Annotated in this window: 20 protein-coding genes and 1 pseudogene; 10 read left to right on the forward strand and 11 right to left on the reverse strand. The window is 68.2% G+C overall.

All coding sequences use genetic code 11. The annotated features are described in order from the left end of the window. Window positions 1-26: 26 nt before the first annotated feature. Together ACFYPJ_RS21020 and ACFYPJ_RS21025 are read right to left on the reverse strand one after the other, a co-directional pair. Window positions 27-431: a hypothetical protein gene (locus ACFYPJ_RS21020; protein WP_389019124.1), complete on the reverse strand. Its 405-nt coding sequence runs from the start codon at window positions 429-431 to the stop codon at window positions 27-29. A 357-nt stretch (window positions 432-788) separates the two neighbouring features. Continuing rightward, window positions 789-1,049 carry a hypothetical protein gene (locus tag ACFYPJ_RS21025; RefSeq protein WP_389019126.1) on the reverse strand — a complete coding sequence of 87 codons (261 nt, stop codon included), beginning with the start codon at window positions 1,047-1,049 and terminating at the stop codon, window positions 789-791. 189 nt (window positions 1,050-1,238) lie between these two features. Here ACFYPJ_RS21025 and ACFYPJ_RS21030 point away from each other — a divergent pair, with 189 nt between their 5' ends. Beyond that, the gene (locus tag ACFYPJ_RS21030; RefSeq protein WP_389019129.1) at window positions 1,239-1,451 is read left to right on the forward strand and encodes a hypothetical protein; all 213 of its coding nucleotides are present in this window, start codon (window positions 1,239-1,241) and stop codon (window positions 1,449-1,451) included. On the opposite strand, the gene ACFYPJ_RS21035 is transcribed toward ACFYPJ_RS21030, so the two are convergent. The 3 genes from ACFYPJ_RS21035 to ACFYPJ_RS21045 form a co-directional block, all read right to left on the reverse strand. Next, window positions 1,441-2,973, reverse strand: coding sequence for an ISKra4 family transposase (locus tag ACFYPJ_RS21035; RefSeq protein WP_389019131.1), 1,533 nt, complete (start codon window positions 2,971-2,973; stop codon window positions 1,441-1,443). The genes ACFYPJ_RS21030 and ACFYPJ_RS21035 overlap by 11 nt on opposite strands. Before the next feature lie 70 nt (window positions 2,974-3,043). Beyond that, entirely contained in the window at window positions 3,044-3,583 is a 540-nt protein-coding gene (locus ACFYPJ_RS21040; protein WP_389019134.1) for a hypothetical protein, read from the reverse strand. Between the two features lie 107 nt (window positions 3,584-3,690). Then, window positions 3,691-4,335: a hypothetical protein gene (locus ACFYPJ_RS21045; RefSeq protein WP_389019136.1), complete on the reverse strand. Its 645-nt coding sequence runs from the start codon at window positions 4,333-4,335 to the stop codon at window positions 3,691-3,693. Window positions 4,336-4,693: 358 nt separating this feature from the next. Between ACFYPJ_RS21045 and ACFYPJ_RS21050 the strand changes: the two are divergent. Then, a pseudogene (locus ACFYPJ_RS21050) lies at window positions 4,694-4,834 on the forward strand (DUF6879 family protein); the annotation flags it as partial. Between the two features lie 68 nt (window positions 4,835-4,902). Here ACFYPJ_RS21050 and ACFYPJ_RS21055 read toward each other — a convergent pair. The 4 genes from ACFYPJ_RS21055 to ACFYPJ_RS21070 are packed head-to-tail and all read right to left on the reverse strand — an operon-like array spanning window position 4,903 to window position 7,480. After that, on the reverse strand, window positions 4,903-5,364 hold the full coding sequence (locus ACFYPJ_RS21055; RefSeq protein WP_389019139.1) for a hypothetical protein: 462 nt from the start codon (window positions 5,362-5,364) through the stop codon (window positions 4,903-4,905). Window positions 5,365-5,419: 55 nt separating this feature from the next. Beyond that, the gene (locus ACFYPJ_RS21060) at window positions 5,420-5,932 is read right to left on the reverse strand and encodes an enolase C-terminal domain-like protein (RefSeq protein WP_389019141.1); all 513 of its coding nucleotides are present in this window, start codon (window positions 5,930-5,932) and stop codon (window positions 5,420-5,422) included. Continuing rightward, window positions 5,911-6,408, reverse strand: coding sequence for a hypothetical protein (locus ACFYPJ_RS21065; RefSeq protein ID WP_389019144.1), 498 nt, complete (start codon window positions 6,406-6,408; stop codon window positions 5,911-5,913). Before ACFYPJ_RS21065 ends, ACFYPJ_RS21060 begins: the two co-directional genes overlap by 22 nt. Next, window positions 6,395-7,480, reverse strand: coding sequence for a hypothetical protein (locus ACFYPJ_RS21070; RefSeq protein ID WP_389019146.1), 1,086 nt, complete (start codon window positions 7,478-7,480; stop codon window positions 6,395-6,397). Before ACFYPJ_RS21070 ends, ACFYPJ_RS21065 begins: the two co-directional genes overlap by 14 nt. 163 nt (window positions 7,481-7,643) lie before the next feature. Here ACFYPJ_RS21070 and ACFYPJ_RS21075 point away from each other — a divergent pair, with 163 nt between their 5' ends. The 3 genes from ACFYPJ_RS21075 to ACFYPJ_RS21085 all read left to right on the forward strand — a co-directional run bounded on the left by ACFYPJ_RS21075 (window position 7,644) and on the right by ACFYPJ_RS21085 (window position 9,527). Next, window positions 7,644-8,435 (forward strand): DUF5753 domain-containing protein, encoded by a 792-nt coding sequence (locus ACFYPJ_RS21075; RefSeq protein ID WP_389019149.1) that lies wholly within the window; start codon window positions 7,644-7,646, stop codon window positions 8,433-8,435. Further along, window positions 8,432-8,665 carry a DUF397 domain-containing protein gene (locus tag ACFYPJ_RS21080; protein WP_389019151.1) on the forward strand — a complete coding sequence of 78 codons (234 nt, stop codon included), beginning with the start codon at window positions 8,432-8,434 and terminating at the stop codon, window positions 8,663-8,665. Before ACFYPJ_RS21075 ends, ACFYPJ_RS21080 begins: the two co-directional genes overlap by 4 nt. A gap of 133 nt (window positions 8,666-8,798) precedes the next feature. Then, window positions 8,799-9,527 (forward strand): class I SAM-dependent methyltransferase, encoded by a 729-nt coding sequence (locus ACFYPJ_RS21085; protein WP_389019154.1) that lies wholly within the window; start codon window positions 8,799-8,801, stop codon window positions 9,525-9,527. A gap of 330 nt (window positions 9,528-9,857) precedes the next feature. On the opposite strand, the gene ACFYPJ_RS21090 is transcribed toward ACFYPJ_RS21085, so the two are convergent. Beyond that, window positions 9,858-10,049 carry a hypothetical protein gene (locus ACFYPJ_RS21090; RefSeq protein WP_389019157.1) on the reverse strand — a complete coding sequence of 64 codons (192 nt, stop codon included), beginning with the start codon at window positions 10,047-10,049 and terminating at the stop codon, window positions 9,858-9,860. Window positions 10,050-11,428: 1,379 nt separating this feature from the next. Here ACFYPJ_RS21090 and ACFYPJ_RS21095 point away from each other — a divergent pair. The 4 genes from ACFYPJ_RS21095 (at window position 11,429) to ACFYPJ_RS21110 (ending at window position 15,070) form a co-directional block, all read left to right on the forward strand. Beyond that, window positions 11,429-12,634 carry a cytochrome P450 gene (locus ACFYPJ_RS21095; RefSeq protein ID WP_389019159.1) on the forward strand — a complete coding sequence of 402 codons (1,206 nt, stop codon included), beginning with the start codon at window positions 11,429-11,431 and terminating at the stop codon, window positions 12,632-12,634. 226 nt (window positions 12,635-12,860) lie between these two features. Continuing rightward, the gene (locus tag ACFYPJ_RS21100) at window positions 12,861-14,069 is read left to right on the forward strand and encodes an IS256 family transposase (RefSeq protein WP_389019188.1); all 1,209 of its coding nucleotides are present in this window, start codon (window positions 12,861-12,863) and stop codon (window positions 14,067-14,069) included. 23 nt (window positions 14,070-14,092) lie between these two features. Next, entirely contained in the window at window positions 14,093-14,476 is a 384-nt protein-coding gene (locus tag ACFYPJ_RS21105; RefSeq protein ID WP_389019162.1) for a hypothetical protein, read from the forward strand. Window positions 14,477-14,548: 72 nt separating this feature from the next. Continuing rightward, window positions 14,549-15,070: a hypothetical protein gene (locus ACFYPJ_RS21110; RefSeq protein WP_389019164.1), complete on the forward strand. Its 522-nt coding sequence runs from the start codon at window positions 14,549-14,551 to the stop codon at window positions 15,068-15,070. 183 nt (window positions 15,071-15,253) lie between these two features. On the opposite strand, the gene ACFYPJ_RS21115 is transcribed toward ACFYPJ_RS21110, so the two are convergent. Next, entirely contained in the window at window positions 15,254-16,504 is a 1,251-nt protein-coding gene (locus ACFYPJ_RS21115; RefSeq protein WP_389019167.1) for a hypothetical protein, read from the reverse strand. Window positions 16,505-16,689: 185 nt separating this feature from the next. On the opposite strand from ACFYPJ_RS21115, the gene ACFYPJ_RS21120 reads away from it, so the two are divergent. Beyond that, window positions 16,690-17,516 (forward strand): IS5 family transposase gene (locus ACFYPJ_RS21120; RefSeq protein WP_389019170.1). Its coding sequence is split into 2 segments (ribosomal slippage): window positions 16,690-17,050 and window positions 17,050-17,516, totalling 828 coding nucleotides; the frame shifts between segments, so codons are not numbered across the junction. Window positions 17,517-17,619 lie beyond the last annotated feature (103 nt).

Raw genomic sequence — 17,619 nt, forward strand, 5'->3', positions numbered from 1 at the left:
GCATCGTGCCCGCCGAGGGGTGTCTGTCAGCGCCCGGATCCGGGGTCGGAGCGCTGTTTGACTCGAACTAGGCTGCAAATGACGAGAATTGATACCATCTCTTGGTGCGCAGACCGTGCGCCGCTGCACTGGCAGCTGAGCACGGCGAAGGCACAGGTCTCCCGCGCACCCTGGTCTTTCGGCGAGGACGTCACCGTAAGCCGCCCCAGGTCCGCGGTGAGGCGGACCGTCTCCACCGCCACCTGGGACAGGTATTGCGCCTGGTGTCCTGCGCCGGAGATCCGTCGGCAGAAGCGGGCGAGGGAGTCGAGGATCTCCTGGGCTGTCCTGGTCCAGATGAATGGCTTGGGATCTTCGTTCCAGTCCTTGACCCATGCGCGGATATCGGCTTCCAGGGCCTGGATGCCCTTGTGCGCTCCGCGACGGATCATCTGGGGGGCGAGGTAGCCGAACCACCGCTCGACCCGAAGCCGCTTGCCGTCACATCACCCACTGCTCGCTGCATCACTGTCAAGCACCAGACCGCTGGTGCGCCGGGGTTTGGTGCCCTTCTTGTGGTGGGCGGGACTGCTGTATCACTCGCCGGTGGCGAGGACGCGACCCACGTCGTGGTGGGTCGCCGGGCGGCGGTTCTTCGAGCCCCGTGGCCTTCCAGGCCCGGGCCGCGAACTCCGGCATGTCGAGAGCACCAGCGACCTTGCGGGCCATCGCGGCCACCTCCGGCGGGAACCGGTCCAGCGACCCGAGGTCGTCGCACAGCTTGGCCCGCAGGCCGTGCAGGCACGCCATCATGAACAGCACCTCCGGATGGTCCTCGGGCTGCTGCGCGGCCTGTGCCTGGCGCTGCCCGCGGCCATACAGCATCCGCACCGCCCCGGTTCGTCGGTGTCGGCGGGCTCCGCCTGACCGAGCAGGCCCGCCAGGTGCGCCCGGTCTTCCTCCTGCGGTCCGTCCGCGCGGCTGTGCTGCTGCCTGATCTGGAGGTAGCTGTTCAGGGTCTCCGGGTCCACGCCGACCTGCTCGCAGTACGCGGCGATCAGCATGGCCACGCAGTCCATGGTGTCCGCCGCGTCCCCAGAAGCCGTAGTCGCGGCGCTCGCTCACCCGGACGGATCAGATGCCGTCACGGTTACCGCTGACCGGCACTGCTCGTGCGGCGAGAGGCTCTTGACGTCGATACCGGCCTGCGTGACGGTCAGTGCGCAACTACCCGCAACTGGCTTTCTCCGGAGGAGATCATGGCGTTACTTTTCTTCGGGACGGACCCGAACTCGGGTGGAGGGAACTGCCCCGCGGTGTGGGTGGACACCGACACCGCCGGGGGGCCGGAACTGGTTTTGCAGGGCAAGTTCGCCGACGCGGCGACCCGTGCCGCCTGCAGCCAGGACAGCCCGCGCGCAAAAGACGAAGGGTGTGGTTCCTTTCGAGTGACGGCCGCGGTCAAGCCCTGAGTAGGTACGTTCGCTGGTCGGAGGCGGGGTAGACGCGTTCGTGTTCTCGGGCGGTGTGATAGTGCCAGTAGGGGTTGAGGTGGCCGTTGGAGACGACGGTGCGTAGTCGCAGGATGGCTTCGGCTCCTTGCAGGCCCCAGCGGGCGCCGGTGATGTCGAGGCGGTCTGCGATCAGATGGCGGCAGGCGCCCTCGACCGCGCCGGTGGCGATCGGCCACCCGTTGTCGAGCGCGGTGTCGTAGTGAAGCTGGTCGAGGTGACCGGTCAGATAGCGGTGGCAGGCGTCGACGGCCTCGCGCCGAGCGGCCGGCAGGTGTTCCCGCTCTGCCTCGGCGGTCATCTCGGTGGCAGTGCGAGCGGCGTGGCCTGCCAGGATCGCGGTGAGTCGGTCGGCCGCCCATGCCTCGGCCTCGGTGGTACCGGGTTTGTGGAAGGCGTGGGCGGCGGCCCAGACGTACTCGGCCACGTGCACGAAGTCCAGCAGGACGTGAACCGTGATGCCGCGTCGGCCGGTCTCCGCTTTGATCAGGTCGAGTTGGTGGCGGGCGCCGTCGACCAGGACGACCCACGGCCGCAGGTGGTTCGGGTCGCGCGCCTGGGCCTGGTCGAAGACGTCGGCGATGACCTGCTCGGGCGGACGGACCAGGGAGGCGGTGCACCACTTGTTCTCCGCCCTCGGCCCATGGCGGGCGGGACGCTCGCCGCTTCGGCCGCCAGGCGGATGGATCACATCGTGCGGGCGCCTGGGGGCAGGACGGGTGTCGAAGACGCAGGCCACGGTCGCCATCCGCTTCCGGTTCGGCTTCTCGCCCGGCGCGAGCCGGCCTCGATGAGCGCTGGCAGCTTTCTCGGCGGCCCGGCGGGTGGCCTCGCGCAGAGCCTCCGGTCGCATGACGACACCCTTGCCGTCCACCTGGACCACCAGCGGCATCTCGCGACTGCACGGGACCGGGATCACGGTCCGGTAGAAGTCGCCGACGTCGACCGCGCCCGCGACCACGAGCTCTTCCAACCTGCGCTTGCCCAGCACGTTCCCGCAGCGGCGTGTCACCGCGTCATGGGCCTGGTCGAAGGAGCCGCGGACGGCCTCGGTCACGGCCAGCCGCCGTAATCCCGTCGAGTGTCGGCCCTGCGGCAGCGACAGCGCAGTGTCGGCGGGATGGACATTGCCCATGCCCGGCCCCCGATGAACGACCCGGGTGACCCGGACCATCCCGAACACAGTGGCCAGCCAACGCGAGTGCCCACTCTCGCGCCATGGCCGCACTCGGCCTTCCGGCCCCACCACGACCGGCCCGGCGCCGGTGCGGACCTGTTCTTCCTCCCGGGCCGCGCGCAGGTCGAGGTGGTCCTGCAGCAGTAGGCGCAGCAATTCCCGCCCGGCCGCATCGAGGTGTTCCTCCAGTTCGGTGTGGGTCCATGTGCTCGCAGTGCTGCCCGACAGCGTGGTGGTCAGCGTCTTGAAGGCGTTGAGGGAGTCGGCAAAGGGGTCAGCGGTGGCATGGGTGTCGTACGGTGTCATCTCCAGGGCTCTTCCCGTCCGGCATCGATTGGGTCGCACCTTCGAATGTAGGCGCGGGAGAGCCCTGCTGTTAGCGGGAGTCAGAAGAAGCGGTCCGTCGGCGGGCCGGGGTGAACATGCCCGGGGTGTCCTCGTCCAGCCAGCCCCGCTCCACCAGCCGCTTCAGCTTCGACCGCGTGCTCTCGATCTTCCCCGTCTCGGCCGGCAGCCCGATCCTGGGCACGATCTGCTTGGCGCGGACCGGCCCCGGCGCGTCCGCCACCACCTCCACGATGTCCCGATAAACCTGTGGCAGGACCTCAGGCCCCATCCCCGGCCGCCAGTTCGGCACCGTCAGCACCCCGATGACATGCCGCTCGGCCCCCGCATACGCCGACGCGTCCGGCTCCTCCGCGACGGGCTGCCCGGCACCGACCACGACCACGGGCTTGTCCGGGGGCATCTCCGCGAGGACCTCGGCCACCGTCTCCCGCGCAATCTGCAACCGCTCCAGGCTCTCCTTCGCCAGCCGCAGCCTTCCGGACAGCTCAGCGGCCTCGGCTTCCAGCTCCTCCACCCGAACCCGGGCAGCCGCTTCGCGTGCTTCCAACTCCTTGAACAGCGAACCCATCCGCCAGCCCTCCTCCACCACCACGGTAGGGACGAGCGGACCAGAACGGGAGTAGTTGTCCTGGACACTTACGGCCGGGTAGCGAGCAGGTCACGCCGTAGTCCTGCTCATCCCCGTTCATACGAGGGTCCAGCCGAGATCTGCAGGCCGTCTCGGAGCCAGTCCGATTCCATCGTCCAGCGAAGCACGGGGTCCGCCGTCCACTGGGACGCGATGTGCTCACCGTTGTAGACAGCCAGTAGAAACTCCACCATCCCGCCCTCGAAGGGCAGGACTGCAGCCGGTCCCCGCGCCAGCATCACCACTGGCCACCGGTCCGGATCGGAGTGCTCAGTCGACCAGTAGAAGGTGTCGCCGTCCTGATTGTGGCCCCAGGCCAGCAGGCCGCCCGCGACAGGGAGATCCGGATATGCAGGGCCATCCCAACTGTTCGCTTCATGTTCGAGGGGCAGGGAAGCGGCCTTCTCCACGAACGCCTTGAAACCACTCGGACCACCGGGCTTCCATGGAACCGAACAGGGGGCGAGCACCCAGACCGGCGCCCATTCCCTGGAGCCCGTGAGAATCGTCCCACCGCCGTAGCGGTTTACGAACTCCCGGTAGTCGGCAGGGAAGTCGAAGCCGCACTCCGCCTTCGACCGCTCCCACGGCGGGGCGGCCACGCTCTCCTGCGGCGGCGGCAACAGCCGGGCCAACGCGTCAAGATTCGCACTCACAAGCATTCCTCGTGCACTGCTCGCGGTGTCCGCCATGGTGCCGGACACGCTCACTGGGTCGAAGTGCAGACTAGCCCCGCAAGCAACTCTGTCACCGCCTCTGCCACCCAAGAGCGCCCCTACCCTGTGCCCGACCAGCGCAAATATGCCCTCATTGGTTGATGGCTGCCGTCACTCGAAACGAACCGCACCCAAAGACGAAGGGGTCATCCGCATCCCGGTCCGGATGACGGAGCAGATCAGGAAGGCGTGTGATGCCGCAGAAGCCGCCGGCCCCCAGCTTTGAGGACCTGCTCGACTCCGCCCGGCAGTACGCCCTGCACCTGGAACTGCGGGACATTTACGCCGGGGGGAGGAGCGGGAGGTCTACGACGCGTTCCTGAGGGACGGGAGCGTGCCGGCGGACGACTCGCAGTACTGGAGCGGGTGGCTGCCGCTGGTGGAACGGACCGTCGCCCGCGGGATGAAGGTCTGGCGGGCCCGCGTCGTGTCCGAGCCCGTCACCGAGTACATCCGCTTCGAGCACGCCATCACCGACGCCAACCTCCGTGCCGGCGAACAGGTCCGCTGGCTGCCCCGCCGCAAGCCGCACGTGGTCGGCGCTCACCGTGTCTCCGACAGGGCCGTGATGATCGCCTTGATTCGCTGCACTCGCACTGGGCTGCTTTCCCGGGCTTTCCCGAGGAAGGTCAGCAGATGGCGGGCCTCCGGCTCGCTCCACGCATCAGTGTCGATGCCCGCCGCCGCGGCGGCCCTGGCAAAGTCCTCGGGGATCACCGGCGGTCGCCATCCGTGCGGCAGCATCAACATACTGGTGAAGGCCTGCCCGTCGCGGGCTGTGGGCAGCTCCTGGCCGGGCAGCGGGGACAGGACGGTGACGTCGTCGAAGGTGAGGATCCGTACCTGCAGTGGGCAAGGCGCCGTAGCGTCGCCGAGGACGAGCGTCGCGGTGAGGAAGGTGGCGTGGCCCGTCAGCCGCTCATCGAGGACGAACAGATGCGTACGGCCGCGGCGTTCTTGCTGCGTGCCGTGGACCTGCAGGTCGCCGGTCCTGGCCGGTGCCATCAGCAGCGCACCTCCAGCCCCAGCCCCGGGCCCTCGGGCAGTGCTGCCCAGCCGTCTACCGGTACGACTGTGCCCGACAGGGCTCGCTGCCGCTTCGGTTCCCAGACCACCTGGTACTCCACCGGCGCGGCCGTGTGCGGGAAGGCCGGGCCAGGTGCAGGGCGGGCAGGAACGCCCGGCCGTGCAGGTGGACCGGCACGCCGGCCTGCTCGGCCAGCGCCATCCAGGTGCAGGCTTCGGTGATACCGCCACACCACACCACATCGAACGTGAACGCGGCCGGCCTCAGCTCCAGCAGTTCCCAGGCACTGGTCGCGTCGCTCAGCCGTTCACCGAAGGCGACCGGAAGCGAGGAAGACGCGCACAGTTCGCGATAGGCGTCCTTCTCGGTGCGGGGGAGCGGATCCTCGACCCACCGCACGGTGCCCGGCGGTAGCAAGGACGCCATGTCGGCCGCGGTCTCCACGTCCCAGGTGCCCAGCGCGTCAAGGGCGACCGGGGCCTCTGCCCAGGCGGCCGCGCGGCCGGCCAGCGCGGCCATCTGCTTCATGTTCTCGGTACGGCGCACCGACCATTTGGTGAACGCGAATCCCTGGGCTGCGGTGCCGCGCACGGCATCGGCAGCACTCTCGTGCCCGAGGTCCAGGGAAAGCCATGACCCGTACACCGGCACGCGGGATGCCGGGTTTCGGTCAGCAGAACGGCCACGGGCAAGCCGGTGAGCTTTCCGTGCAGATCCCACACCGCGCAGTCCACCGCACCCGCCGCCCAGCGGCCCAGACCTGCCCCGTGCGGGCCAAGCCGGGCGAGCAGCCGGGCAAGAAGCCCGGCGTGGTCCGACACCCGGCAGCCGATGACCGTGCGGCCCAGTCCGGCGGCGACCAGCGCGGCGGGCAGCTCATCCACCGGCCCGAACACACCGGCCGTCCCGGCCGCCACGACGACCACCGCATGCCGGCTGTCGCCCTCCTGCCGTTGGCCGGTCACTGGCTCCGGCAGACACACGACGTGCACGTCGTCGATGACGACGTCAGCCGCGTGCATCGATCAGTTCCTGGCCGGCGTAGGTGAAGTGCCACAGCGGCCGGTAGCACTCCCAGCCCACCGGCCGCAGCCCGGTCGGCGCCATGGCCTGCTCGATCGCCTGGCGGGCGGCCAGGTAATAGCCGAGGGTCTCGGCTCCCGCGACCCTTAGGCCGGCCATCAGCGGGGTGTGGGCCTGGAAGTTCGGGAAGCAGGTCGACACATCTGCCATCGCTCCGACGCCTTCGACCATGCGGTCCATGGGATCCAGGCCGACGATGTACGTGTAGGACGTGTCCAGACCGCGGGCCAGCGCGCGGGACAGCAGATCCGGCATCTGCTCCGGCAGCAGGCTGGCCTTGGTGTCCTTGAGCATCACCGGGCGGCGGGTGAAGCACTCCGCGGTCAGACGGAGCACGAACGGGGTGACCTGCTCGGCCAGGGCATCGAAGGCCGCGTCCGTGCGCAGCACGGAGGTCAGGAACCCGATCCTGGCCGTGACGTCGGCGCGGGTCAGCGCGGCGCGAAGAGAGACCAGGTGGGACAGGGCAGCCTCCTCTCGCTCGAAACAGCCGGTCGAGACGGTGACTTCCGTCAGTTCGGAAAGGTCGTGACGAGGGTGCTGCTCGACGAGGGTGAGCAGCAGTTCGTCCAGCCCCTGGTCCTCGCCCATCCGCGGATCGGCAGCTGCCTCCAGCGTGTTGGGGCAGAAGGCGCACCCCACGCAACGGCTGCGCGCGTTGGGGTTGAGGGTCGCCGCGCGGCCGTTGTTACGGAAGTAGCTGCCGACGGCCTCGTCGGCATCGATCCGCTCCACGTGCGCGATCACTTTCCCGTCGAGGACCAGGTCCTCGCCACGCAGCCGGAACGGCGAGGCGGGCTGGTTCAGGGGCACGATTACCTGCCACGCCACCGCCGGCTGCCGCACGAGACGCAGGTTGATCCGGGCCCGGTGGCGCTCCTGGTGCTCGGAGGTGATGCCGAAGAGGTTCACCGCGATCAGCAGAGCGTCCTCCACCGGGACGCCGTACTGCAGGGCGCTTTGCTCCAGGTCCCGGAGCCTCTGGTCGCCCGATAAGTCTTGGTGAAGCATGTGCGCTCCCGTCATCCAGGGTGTGTGGGTCAGGCGAGCGGGCCGGAGCTCCGCGCCAGGCGGAATCAGACCTGCTTGCCAACCGGGGTGTATTCGACGCCCATCTCGTCCGTCAGGGCGTGGACGAGGCTCATGCCGCGCCCGAGCAGCTCGCACTCGCCGGATGCACGCGATCAAGCTTGACCGCTACGATTCCCAGAAACGGAAGGCGGGGCTGTGGTCGAACCGACACCGAGGCGGCGGCAACTGGGAGTTGTCCTGCGGCAGCTCCGCGAAGGGCCAGGTCTACGGGATCGACAGCCCGGAACTGCAGGACAGCCTCCGCAACCTCGTCCGACGGGCACGAGAGCCGGACTGGTGGCAGCGCTACGAAGGGGTCGTCGATGACCCACTCGGCGACTACCTGACGCAAGTAGAACTCGCCAGCGCCCTGTTCTCCTGGAACCCCAACGCCGTCCCCGGACTGCTGCAGACCCGGGCCTACGCCCGAGCAGTCGTCGAAGCGAGCCGGGCCTGGAAAACCACCGACGACATCGACCACTTCGTCGACCTCCGCATGGAGCACCAGGCGAAGATGGCCGCCCGCACGCCGCCACTCAGGTTCTGGGCCGTCATCCCCGAAGGCGTACTGCGACAGGAGGTCGGAGGGCGCCCCGTCATGCGGGAACAGCTGCAGCACCTGGCCGCGCTGGCCGCAGACGAGCCGAACATCACCATTCAGGTCCTGCCTCTCAGCGCCGGCGCCCACGCCGGGATGGACGGCCCGTTCATCCACCTCACCTTCCCGGCCGGACCTGACGTCATCGTGATCGAATCCATGCGGGCCTCACTCCACATGAACCAGGCGATCAGTGTCGAGCAGTACCGCACCACGGGCGACCTTCTGAAAACCGAAGCCCAGACCCGCCAAGCCTTCGTCTGCCTGCTCACTTCAATCGCCAAGGACCTCGCATGAACGGCAAGACCGGCATCGACCACGAACAGCTCCTGGAGCAGCTCAACGCCGCAACCTGGGTCAAAGGCAGGCGCAGCAGCGGAGGTACCAACTGCGTGGAGATTGCCTTCCTGCCCCAACTCGTCTGCTTCCGCGAGTCCAAGAACCTTGACCAGCAACCGCTGCTCTTCACCCGAAGCGCGTACGAGGCCTTCGTCGGCGGCCTTGAGCAGTCTGAACTGCCCAGCTGAACCGGGTGCAGGTTGTGCTGGCGCCCCAACGCCAACGGCTCGGGTGACGGGGCACGCGGACCGCAGCCATCGGCGCGTGCTCGGACTGCCGCTGCGCGGGTACTGCCGACCGGATCCGGGTACGTACACGAGCATGTCCAGCCTTGCGCTGTCCTTCGGTTCCGCTGCCCGCCTCTACGACTCGATCCGGCCCACCTACCCAGTACAGGCGGTCGCGTGGGCCATCGGCGCCGAGCCGGTGCGCGTCCTGGACCTGGGGGCGGGCACCGGGCTACTGACCGGTGCAATGCGCGCCGTCGGCCACGAGGTGATCGCGGTCGAGCCCGATGAGCAGATGCGCGCCGTGGCCGCCGAACGCCACCCGGGCACGCAGGTGCTCGCCGGCAGCGCCGAGGACATCCCGTTGCCGGACGAGTCCGTCGACGCCGTCGTGGTCGGGCAGGCATACCACTGGTTCACTCCGCAGGACGCCCTGCCACAGATTCACCGGGTGCTGCGCGAGGACGGCGTCTTCGCTGCGATGTGGAACATCCGTGACGACCGGACCCCGTGGGTGGCCGCGCTTTCCGGCATCGTCGGCAACGAGGGATACGGCCTGGAGAGCGCCTGGCAGTACGGGCCAGTGACGCCATGGTTCACCGACCCCGAACGTGGCTTGACCGAGCACACCGTGATCGTCCCGACGGACCGGCTGATCGACCTGGTGCGGTCCCGCTCCTCCTACCTGACCGCCGACGCCGCCGAGCAGGCCCGCTTGGGCCGGGAGATCGGCGAGTTGGCCGCCACCAACCCGGCCCTGGCCGGCCGCGACAGCATCGAGATGCCCTACCGGACCTGCGTCTACCGGATGCGGCGGGTCTGATTCCTGGCCCGAGGCCCCGGCGGAGGCCATGGCGGTTGCATCCGTTGGTTCCCGTGGAGACCACTGCGGCCGAGCTCGTCCTGGTAGGCGACGGAGACGACCGGCCTGGCCCTCTGTGCCGCCGCACAGACACTGAGAGACCGTCGGGTGGCAACTGGGCCTCCCACCGCAACGGAGGCAGGGACAGCTTCCGTGATCATGGAGTTCTCGAAGCCCCATGATCCGACTGGAAGACCGTGCCTGCCCGCGGGTTCCCGAGTCCGTCCACCCATTGAAGCTGCTTGTGCTGCTCCTTCAGATGGCTCCAGCTCGGCCGCTTCGCGGGCCCCTTCAGTCGGTGAGGACAGCACCGGCAGGATCGGTCTCGACCGGGACGACCACGACGTCCGCGAGCGACTCTCGCCAGGGGATCTCGTAGGAGTGGTGTTCGTAGGGCCCGATGAACACCACAGGTCGCTCGTGCTCGGGCAGCGTCGTGCCGGTCGCGGCGGCCACGCGGGGGGCCGGTCTGAGGCCGAGCATGCCGATGACCTTGTCGATCGCGGCGGTGGTGCCTGAGCCGCAGAAGATGGCGCGGTGGGTCCCGCTCGCCCCGACGGCCTCCTCGATGACCTGCCGGGCCCCTTCCTGGAGCCTTCCTGTGCGACGCCCGTTGCCCGAGCTCTCGGCGTGAGTGTTGGCGTACCGGGGGAGGACTGCCGTACGAACGAAGTCCTCGATGAAGTCGAGCGATCGGCCCGATGCCGTCCAGTCCGCGTAGGTGATCCGGCGGCCGTACGGACCGTCGACGAGATCGCCCTTGCCGATGAGGCCTTTGCGTATCCGTTCCAGGACGTCGTCATGGTGGCCGGTGACTGCGGGGTGGCGTGTTCAGGTGTGGACACGATGTCCATCGCTCTTCGCAAGTCCTCACAGAGTAGACGAATGAACTGACAGCCTTTCTCACACGTGTGCACAGTGCCGTCCGGGGCACGGGGACGCGCCGGACCTGAAGCGGGCCTGAACAGCGGCTTTCAGGCGGCCTGATGCCACCGTGGTCGCCGGGGTCACGACTCACATGCAACACTCATCAGCCAAGGCCGGACAGACCTGATACGTTCTCACTCGTTCCTTCGAGGCAGGGGCGAACATGTGAGCGTGCCCCCATGCCAGCCCTGCGGACGGGAAGCACCGCGCACGTCGTCGCGTCCGTCCGGCCACTCTGCCGACCTGACGGTTCCCTGCCGTTGACCGGAGCGGGGTTCCCCCCTCCCCCCTCCCCAAGAGATGTGTCGGCCGTCTGCAGGTGCCGGTCGCTCTCTGAGGGGGAGTCGTCACCGTCATCGCGCGTCGGGGACAAGGGCCGGCACCGGCAGCTTCGAACGCACCACCGGACGATGCTGGGCGCCGACGAGGTCGACACCGACAGGTAAGCAACACAGGCGCCGCAGTCCCCGGTGCCTCACCCCATCCTGTGCGGGCGCCTCCTCACCGGGCGAGTGTGCTCGCCGGGTGCGGCGCGAATCCGGGGAGGAATCGCAGGGACAGTGCTATCGTCACCGTGTGATCATCGAAGTTGACAGAATGTAATTCCCCGAAGACGGCGCTTCCCGCGGGCACGGGCACACGCGCAAAGGCCCTCCGCATACCGGGCGCGGACCCGGTCCTGCGCGTGCAGTCGCCCTTTTGTGTGCCGTCGGCGTGGTCACCTGCTCTCCTCCGTCGGGTGCTCTCCCCTCGCGTCCGCACCCGTCCGGGCGTTCTCCGCCCGCTCATGCGGCCCACGAGGTGTGCGCTGGGCCGTGCCGCGCGGCTCAGGGAGGGTGTCGGACCATGAGGAGGCATCGCCTCCGCCTTTGACAGCGATCCCCTCCCCCCACACACCACGTCGTGCTCACGAGGAGACACTGGTGCCGCACACCATGATCGACAATTTTCCCTTCGAGCGAGCCCCTGGCTGCCCGTTCGACCCACCGCCGCGGCTCGCCTCCCTGCGCTCCCACGCCCCGCTGGTGCGGGTACGGATCTGGGACGGCGGGACGCCCTGGCTGGTCACCCGCTACGAGGACCAGCGCGCCGTGCTGTCCGATCCCCGCTTCAGCGCCGATTCGAGCAGGCCGGGCCTGCCCGCGCCGACCGAGGGCTTCGCGGCGCAGGGCCGCCAGGAGGTGCGGGCGCTGAGCATGCAGGACGGTCCCGAGCACGCGCGTCAGCGCCGTATGCTCATCGGCCACTTCACGGTCAGGCAGATCAACGCGATGACTCCGCGGCTGGTGCGGATCATCGACGGTCTGCTGGATCGCATGGAGGCCGCCGGGCCGCCGGCCGACCTGGTGGAGGTTTTCGCGCTGCCCCTGCCCTCCATGGTCATCGGCGAACTGCTGGGCGTCCCGGAGCGGGATCAGGCCCTCTTCCAACGCGTGTCCGCCACCATGATCTCCCGGGACAGCACCGCGGGGGAGTTCACCGACGCCTGTGCGGAACTCGGCGACTACCTCGGCAAGCTGATCCGGCGCAAGGACGGCGATCCGGGCGACGACCTGCTCAGCTCCCTGATCGTCACACGTATGCGCACCGGTCAGCTCACACCCGAGCTGCTCGTCGAGACCGCGATCACCCTGCTGGTCGCGGGGCACGAGACCACCACCAACCAGCTCGCCCTCGGCACCCTGGTGCTGCTGCGCGACCGGGAACAGCTCGCCGTCGTCCGGGACAGCGACGACCCCGCCCGCGTGGCGGCGGCCGTGGAGGAACTGCTGCGCTACCTGTCCATCACGCAGACCGGACTGGCCCGGGTCGCCACGGAGGACGTCGAGATCGGGGGCCGACTCGTCCGCGCGGGCGAGGGCGTCATCGTGCCGAACGCTTCCGGCAACCGGGACGCGGCCGCCTTCGACGACCCCGACCGGTTCGACATCGGCAGGCCGGACGTACGCGGACACCTCGCGTTCGGCCACGGCCCCCACCAGTGCCTCGGACAGGCCCTGGCCCGTCTGGAGCTGCAACTCGCCCACCCGGCCCTGCTGCGCCGCTTCCCCGCACTGCGCACCACCGTCCCGGACGAGGACATCGCCTTCAAACACGACATGATCGCCTACGGCGTGCACGAACTGCCCGTCACCTGGTGACCCGTCGCCCTCCGGCGGCTCCCGCCTGTCGAGTCCCGGCCCACACCCAGGCGAAGTTGTCGTTGAGGGAGGCGAGGACGAGGAGGGAGTGTCCAATAGACAGACGGCGGATCCGATGATCAAGGAGACGCCTGAAATGAGCGAGACCATCACTGAGCACGGGGCCTTGGAGGAGCCGGTCGTTGAGTCGGCCGTGGAGGCGGTGTCGGACGAGCAGTTGATTTCGATGCTGGTCGACCGTGCCCGTTCCGACGGGCTGCAGCTGACCGGGGAGGGCGGGCTGCTGCAGCAGCTGACCAAGCGGGTGCTGGAGTCCGCCCTGGAGGGCGGGATCACCGATCACGTCGGCTATGATAAGCACGATGTGGCAGGCCGGAACAGTGGCAACTCCCGGAACGGCACCCGTTCGAAGACCGTGCTGACGGATGTCGGCCCGGTCGAGGTGAAGGTGCCCCGCGACACCGCCGGCACCTTTGAGCCGCAGCTCGTGAAGAAGCGGCAGCGTCGGCTGACCGGCGTGGACGAGATGGTGCTGTCGCTGTCCGCGAAGGGCCTCACGCACGGGGAGATATCGGCTCATCTGGCCGAGGTGTACGGCGCGGAGGTGTCCAGGCAGACCATCTCCACGATCACCGATGCGGTGATGGAGGGCATGGCTGAATGGCAGGCCCGACCGCTGGACCGCGTCTATCCGGTGGTCTTTGTGGATGCCATCAATGTGAAGATTCGCGATGGCAAGGTCGCTCACCGGCCGATCTACGTGGCAATGGCCGTCACGGTCGAGGGCACTCGCGACATCCTCGGGATCTGGGCCGGTGACGGCGGTGAGGGCGCCAAGCACTGGCTCCAGGTCTTCACGGAGCTGAAGAATCGCGGAGTTGAAGATGTCCTGATGCTCGTCTGTGACGGGCTGAAGGGGCTGCCGGACGCGGTCGAGACGGTCTGGCCCCGAACTGTCGTTCAGACGTGCATTGTTCACTTGATTCGCAACAGCATCCGCTACTGCGCACGCCAGGACTGGGACAAGGCCGCCAAGGATTTGAAGCTCGTCCACACCGCGCCGAGTGAGGCCGCCGCGACCGAGCGGTTCTTGGAGTTCTCCGAGAAGTGGGGCAGCAAGTATCCGGCCGTGGTCAAGCTGTGGTCGGACGCCTGGGCAGAGATGGTGCCCTTCTTGTCCTTCGACGTCGAGATCCGCAAGGTGATCTGTTCGACGAACGCGATTGAGAGTGTGAACGCCCGGATCCGCAAGGCGGTGCGGGCCCGCGGCCACTTCCCGTCGGAGGGCGCCGCGTTGAAGTGCGTCTACATGGCGCTGATGAGCCTGGACCCGACCGGCAAGGGCCGGCGCCGCTGGACGATGCGCTGGAAGGCGCCCCTGAACGCCTTCCAGATCGCCTTCGAAGGACGCATCACCCCCACCACCAGCCACTGAACCTCAACAACCAAGATCAGCCGTTGACTGGACAGACCCACCTCACGTTCGACCGGAACCCCGTGCTGCTGCCGCCCAAACTTGCTCGGTTGATCAAGGAACAGATCGATCAACCGGCGAGCGTGTCGATGCTCGGGCAGCCGAGCACGGAGCTTCCGCGCTATCTGCTGCCCGGCAGACCACCCAGTCGTCCGCGCACCTCGGAGGTGGTCATCACGCGGATGCGGCAGTACGGCCTGCCCGTCCTCGCTGCCCGCAACACAGCCATGATCGAAGCGGTCTCCGACCTACCACCGATCGTGGTCAGCGATCTGTTCGGCGTCTCCGCCAGCGGCGCGCACAACTGGGCGCGGTACGCGCAGGACAGTTGGGCGGACTACCTTGCCGCCTACCAGGACGAGGAGTAGGCATCGGTCTGCTGTCTCTGACCCGGCGGCAAGGAGCCGCCGCGCGGATGCGCCTCTGCTTGTATCAACGTCATGATCTCCGTCGCATCAGGCATCTCTGACTTGGCCGACGACCTCGGTCGCTTCTGGAAATCCGACGTCTTCTGGGGCGCCGTTGCGGCGCTCGCCGCCCTCGGCGCCATATGGGCGACCCTGCGCGCGTCCCACCCTCGCCGCGCCCTGTCCTACGACTTCAACGTCGTGCCCCTGGTTCAGCGGCACGAGGGCCTATCTGGGGCGCTGGAGATCTGCTTCAACGGCAATGCGGTGCAAGGCCCCCACATCATCTTGGCAGGCCTGGCCAACTCCAGCAGACGGGACATTTCCAGCAGCCACTTCGACCAGTCGGCGCCCATCAAGATCCGCATCGGAGCGTCGGTCTTGGGCCTGCTGTCCGCCAAGACCTATCCCGAGTCCGCCGCCGCGCCGACCGCGACCGTCCAAGGCAGCGAGCTGCACATCGGGCCGGGGCGGATCGGGCGCGGCGAATGTGTGAACTACGCCCTCCTGGTCGACGGCCAACCGAACTGCACCCTCACTGATGAGGATCTTTGAAATCGGCCAGGGCTGCTCGATGCCTCACGTGCTCCGCTTCTCAACTGAGTGAGGAACGGAACGAGCGCCTCACAGGTGGCCAGCAGGAGTCGCTCGCTTGTTCAGCGTGCGTGTCGGGCTGAGTAGCCGTGCCGCCTTTACGTCCTGAGCACTCCTTCGCTCGCTGCGTGGTGCTGCGGTGCTTCAGGCGGTGCGGTGCGCTCCGACGAAGGACTGCAGGGCTTCCTGCGTGTGGGGAAGGCCGAGGTCCCGCAGCCGGTCTGCGGACGAGCGGATGAGCCAGGCGTGCCGGTGGCCGGCGAGATCGCCCAACAGCTGCTGCTGCGCCGCTGTCAGGTCGGTGTAGCGGGGTGCGGGGTGCGGCTGAGAAACGGGAAAGAGCTCCTCGATCGCCCTGCGGGTGCGGGACCCGTAGCAGTCCCAGACGATACGGGGCAGGCACGCGTCGAGCGCCTCGCGCACGGCGGCCGGGTCCGAGCCGGGCGGCAGGGCGTGCAGGGTGCGCTCGATGTGGCCGAAAAGGTCGCCCTCACAGTAGTCGGTTACGCAATCGAACGAGCTGCGGGCAGCTGCGGTGAGTTCCGTGACAGCCCGGCCGAGCAGGCCGGGGCCGACAGGGGTTCCGTCGAGGCCGGCGAGGCGGATGAGGGCGGTGGCCGCGGCCCACCGCATCAGCGGATCTGTGGCATCCAGGTACGGGGTGATGTCCTCGGCCGTGGAGGAAGGTCCGACGAGGCTGGCGGCGAGCAGTGCGGTGGCTGCGGTGACCGGGTCCTTCTCGTGTGCGGCAAGGGCGAGGAGGCGGGGCAGGGAGGTGGTGGAGAATTCGGGAAACCAGGCCAGGAGGTAGGCGATCCGGGTCCGCAGTCGTGCGTCATCGTCGTCGAGTAGGGCGAGAAGGCCGGGGAGTTCGGCCAGGACGGCGTCGTATGACTGGAGTGCCGACCACCGGGAGTCGGGCGAGTTGCCGGCGGCCACCCAGTCCCGTATTTCCTGCAGCTGTGCGCGCTGGTCGGCATCCGTCGCGGCGGCCAGCTGCTCCTCGTACCACGGCAGGAGCTCCTCCGGTCCGACCTCCGCCGCGGCCGCACGCCATTCGGCCACGTTGATGCCGGTGGTCACCTCGTACTCGTCGTGCCAGTCCACGGCCAGGCGGGTGAGCAGCCACATCGTGTCCTCGCGGGCGGCCGCAGGGCCCGCGAGAGCGATCCTCGCGAGGAACGGCACGGCGACCGGAGAGGCGGAATAGCGGCTGCCCTGATGAAAAATGCTGCTGAACAGGCTGCTGAACGCTTGCTTGCGCGCCTCGTCGTCGCTCCCGCACAGGGAGCGTATGTGCCCTGGAACGTCATGCGCCGACTCGTAGGCGTGGGACAGGCTGGCCCAGTTCACATCGTCCAGCCCCGCCAGCAGCTTCTCGTACTCGTTGATCATCGAAGAAGGATCGCAGGAGGCACTGACACAGCCTTCGCGGCACAGCAACAGCTGGTCCCGCGCGAGCGGCACCGGTCCACAACTTGCTGCAGGTGGGGAATCGCGGCGAGCAGGTCTAAGAACTCCTAACAGAATGCTGGAACTCGCCTTGGAATGTTGGTGTCTGATGGCTTGTTGGCCTGCACATGAGAAGGGGGGAGCGGCCTCCGTGGATCGTCCCCGATGAGCTGTGGGTGCGGATCGAGCCGTTGTTGCCGGTCGTGCCGCGCCGCACAGATCATCCGGGGCGCAGGCGTCTGGACGACCGGAAGGTGCTGTCGGGCATCCTGTTCGTGCTGTACACGGGCATTCCGTGGGAGTTTCTGCCGCAGGAGCTGGGCTTCGGTTCCGGCATGACCTGCTGGCGACGCCTGCGTGACTGGAACAACGCCGGTGTCTGGCAGCGTCTGCACGAATCGCTCCTGGCTGAACTGAACGCCGCTGGCGCTCTGGACTGGTCGAGGGCGGTGATCGACGGCTCCCACGTGCGGGCAATGAAAGGCGGCCCAAAACCGGACCGAGCCCTGTCGACCGTGCCCGGGCAGGCTCCAAGCACCATCTGATCACCGAAGGGCACGGCATCCCGCTGGCGGTATCGCTGACCGGCGGAAACCGCAACGACGTCACCCAGCTCGTCCCCCTCCTCCAGGCAGTACCGCCCGTACGCGGCCGACGAGGACGGCCCCGGCAGCGGCCGGTCACGTTCTACGCCGACCGCGGCTACGACCACGACAAGTACCGCAAGCAGGTCCAGGCCCTGGGCATCACCCCCGTCATCGCCCGTCGCGGCACCAACCACGGCTCGGGACTGGGCGTCCACCGGTGGGTGGTCGAACAGAGCTTCGCACTGCTGCACTGGTTCCGCCGCTTACGCATCCGCTGGGAGATCCGCGACGACATCCACGAAGCGTTCCTCAGCCTGGCCTGCGGCATCATCTGCTGGCGCCGACTGGTCAACCTCTCACTTTGTTAGGAGTTCTAAGAAGCCATCCGCATTCCGAATGTGATCGGTGGGTTTTTGCTGGTCGGGCATGATCTTCGGCTGGTGGTGGGAGAGTTCGGGCGTTCGTCTGCTC

Origin of the sequence: Streptomyces sp. NPDC006012 (genome assembly GCF_042871185.1) — a bacterium.
In the GTDB taxonomy this organism is placed as follows: Bacteria; Actinomycetota; Actinomycetes; order Streptomycetales; family Streptomycetaceae; genus Streptomyces.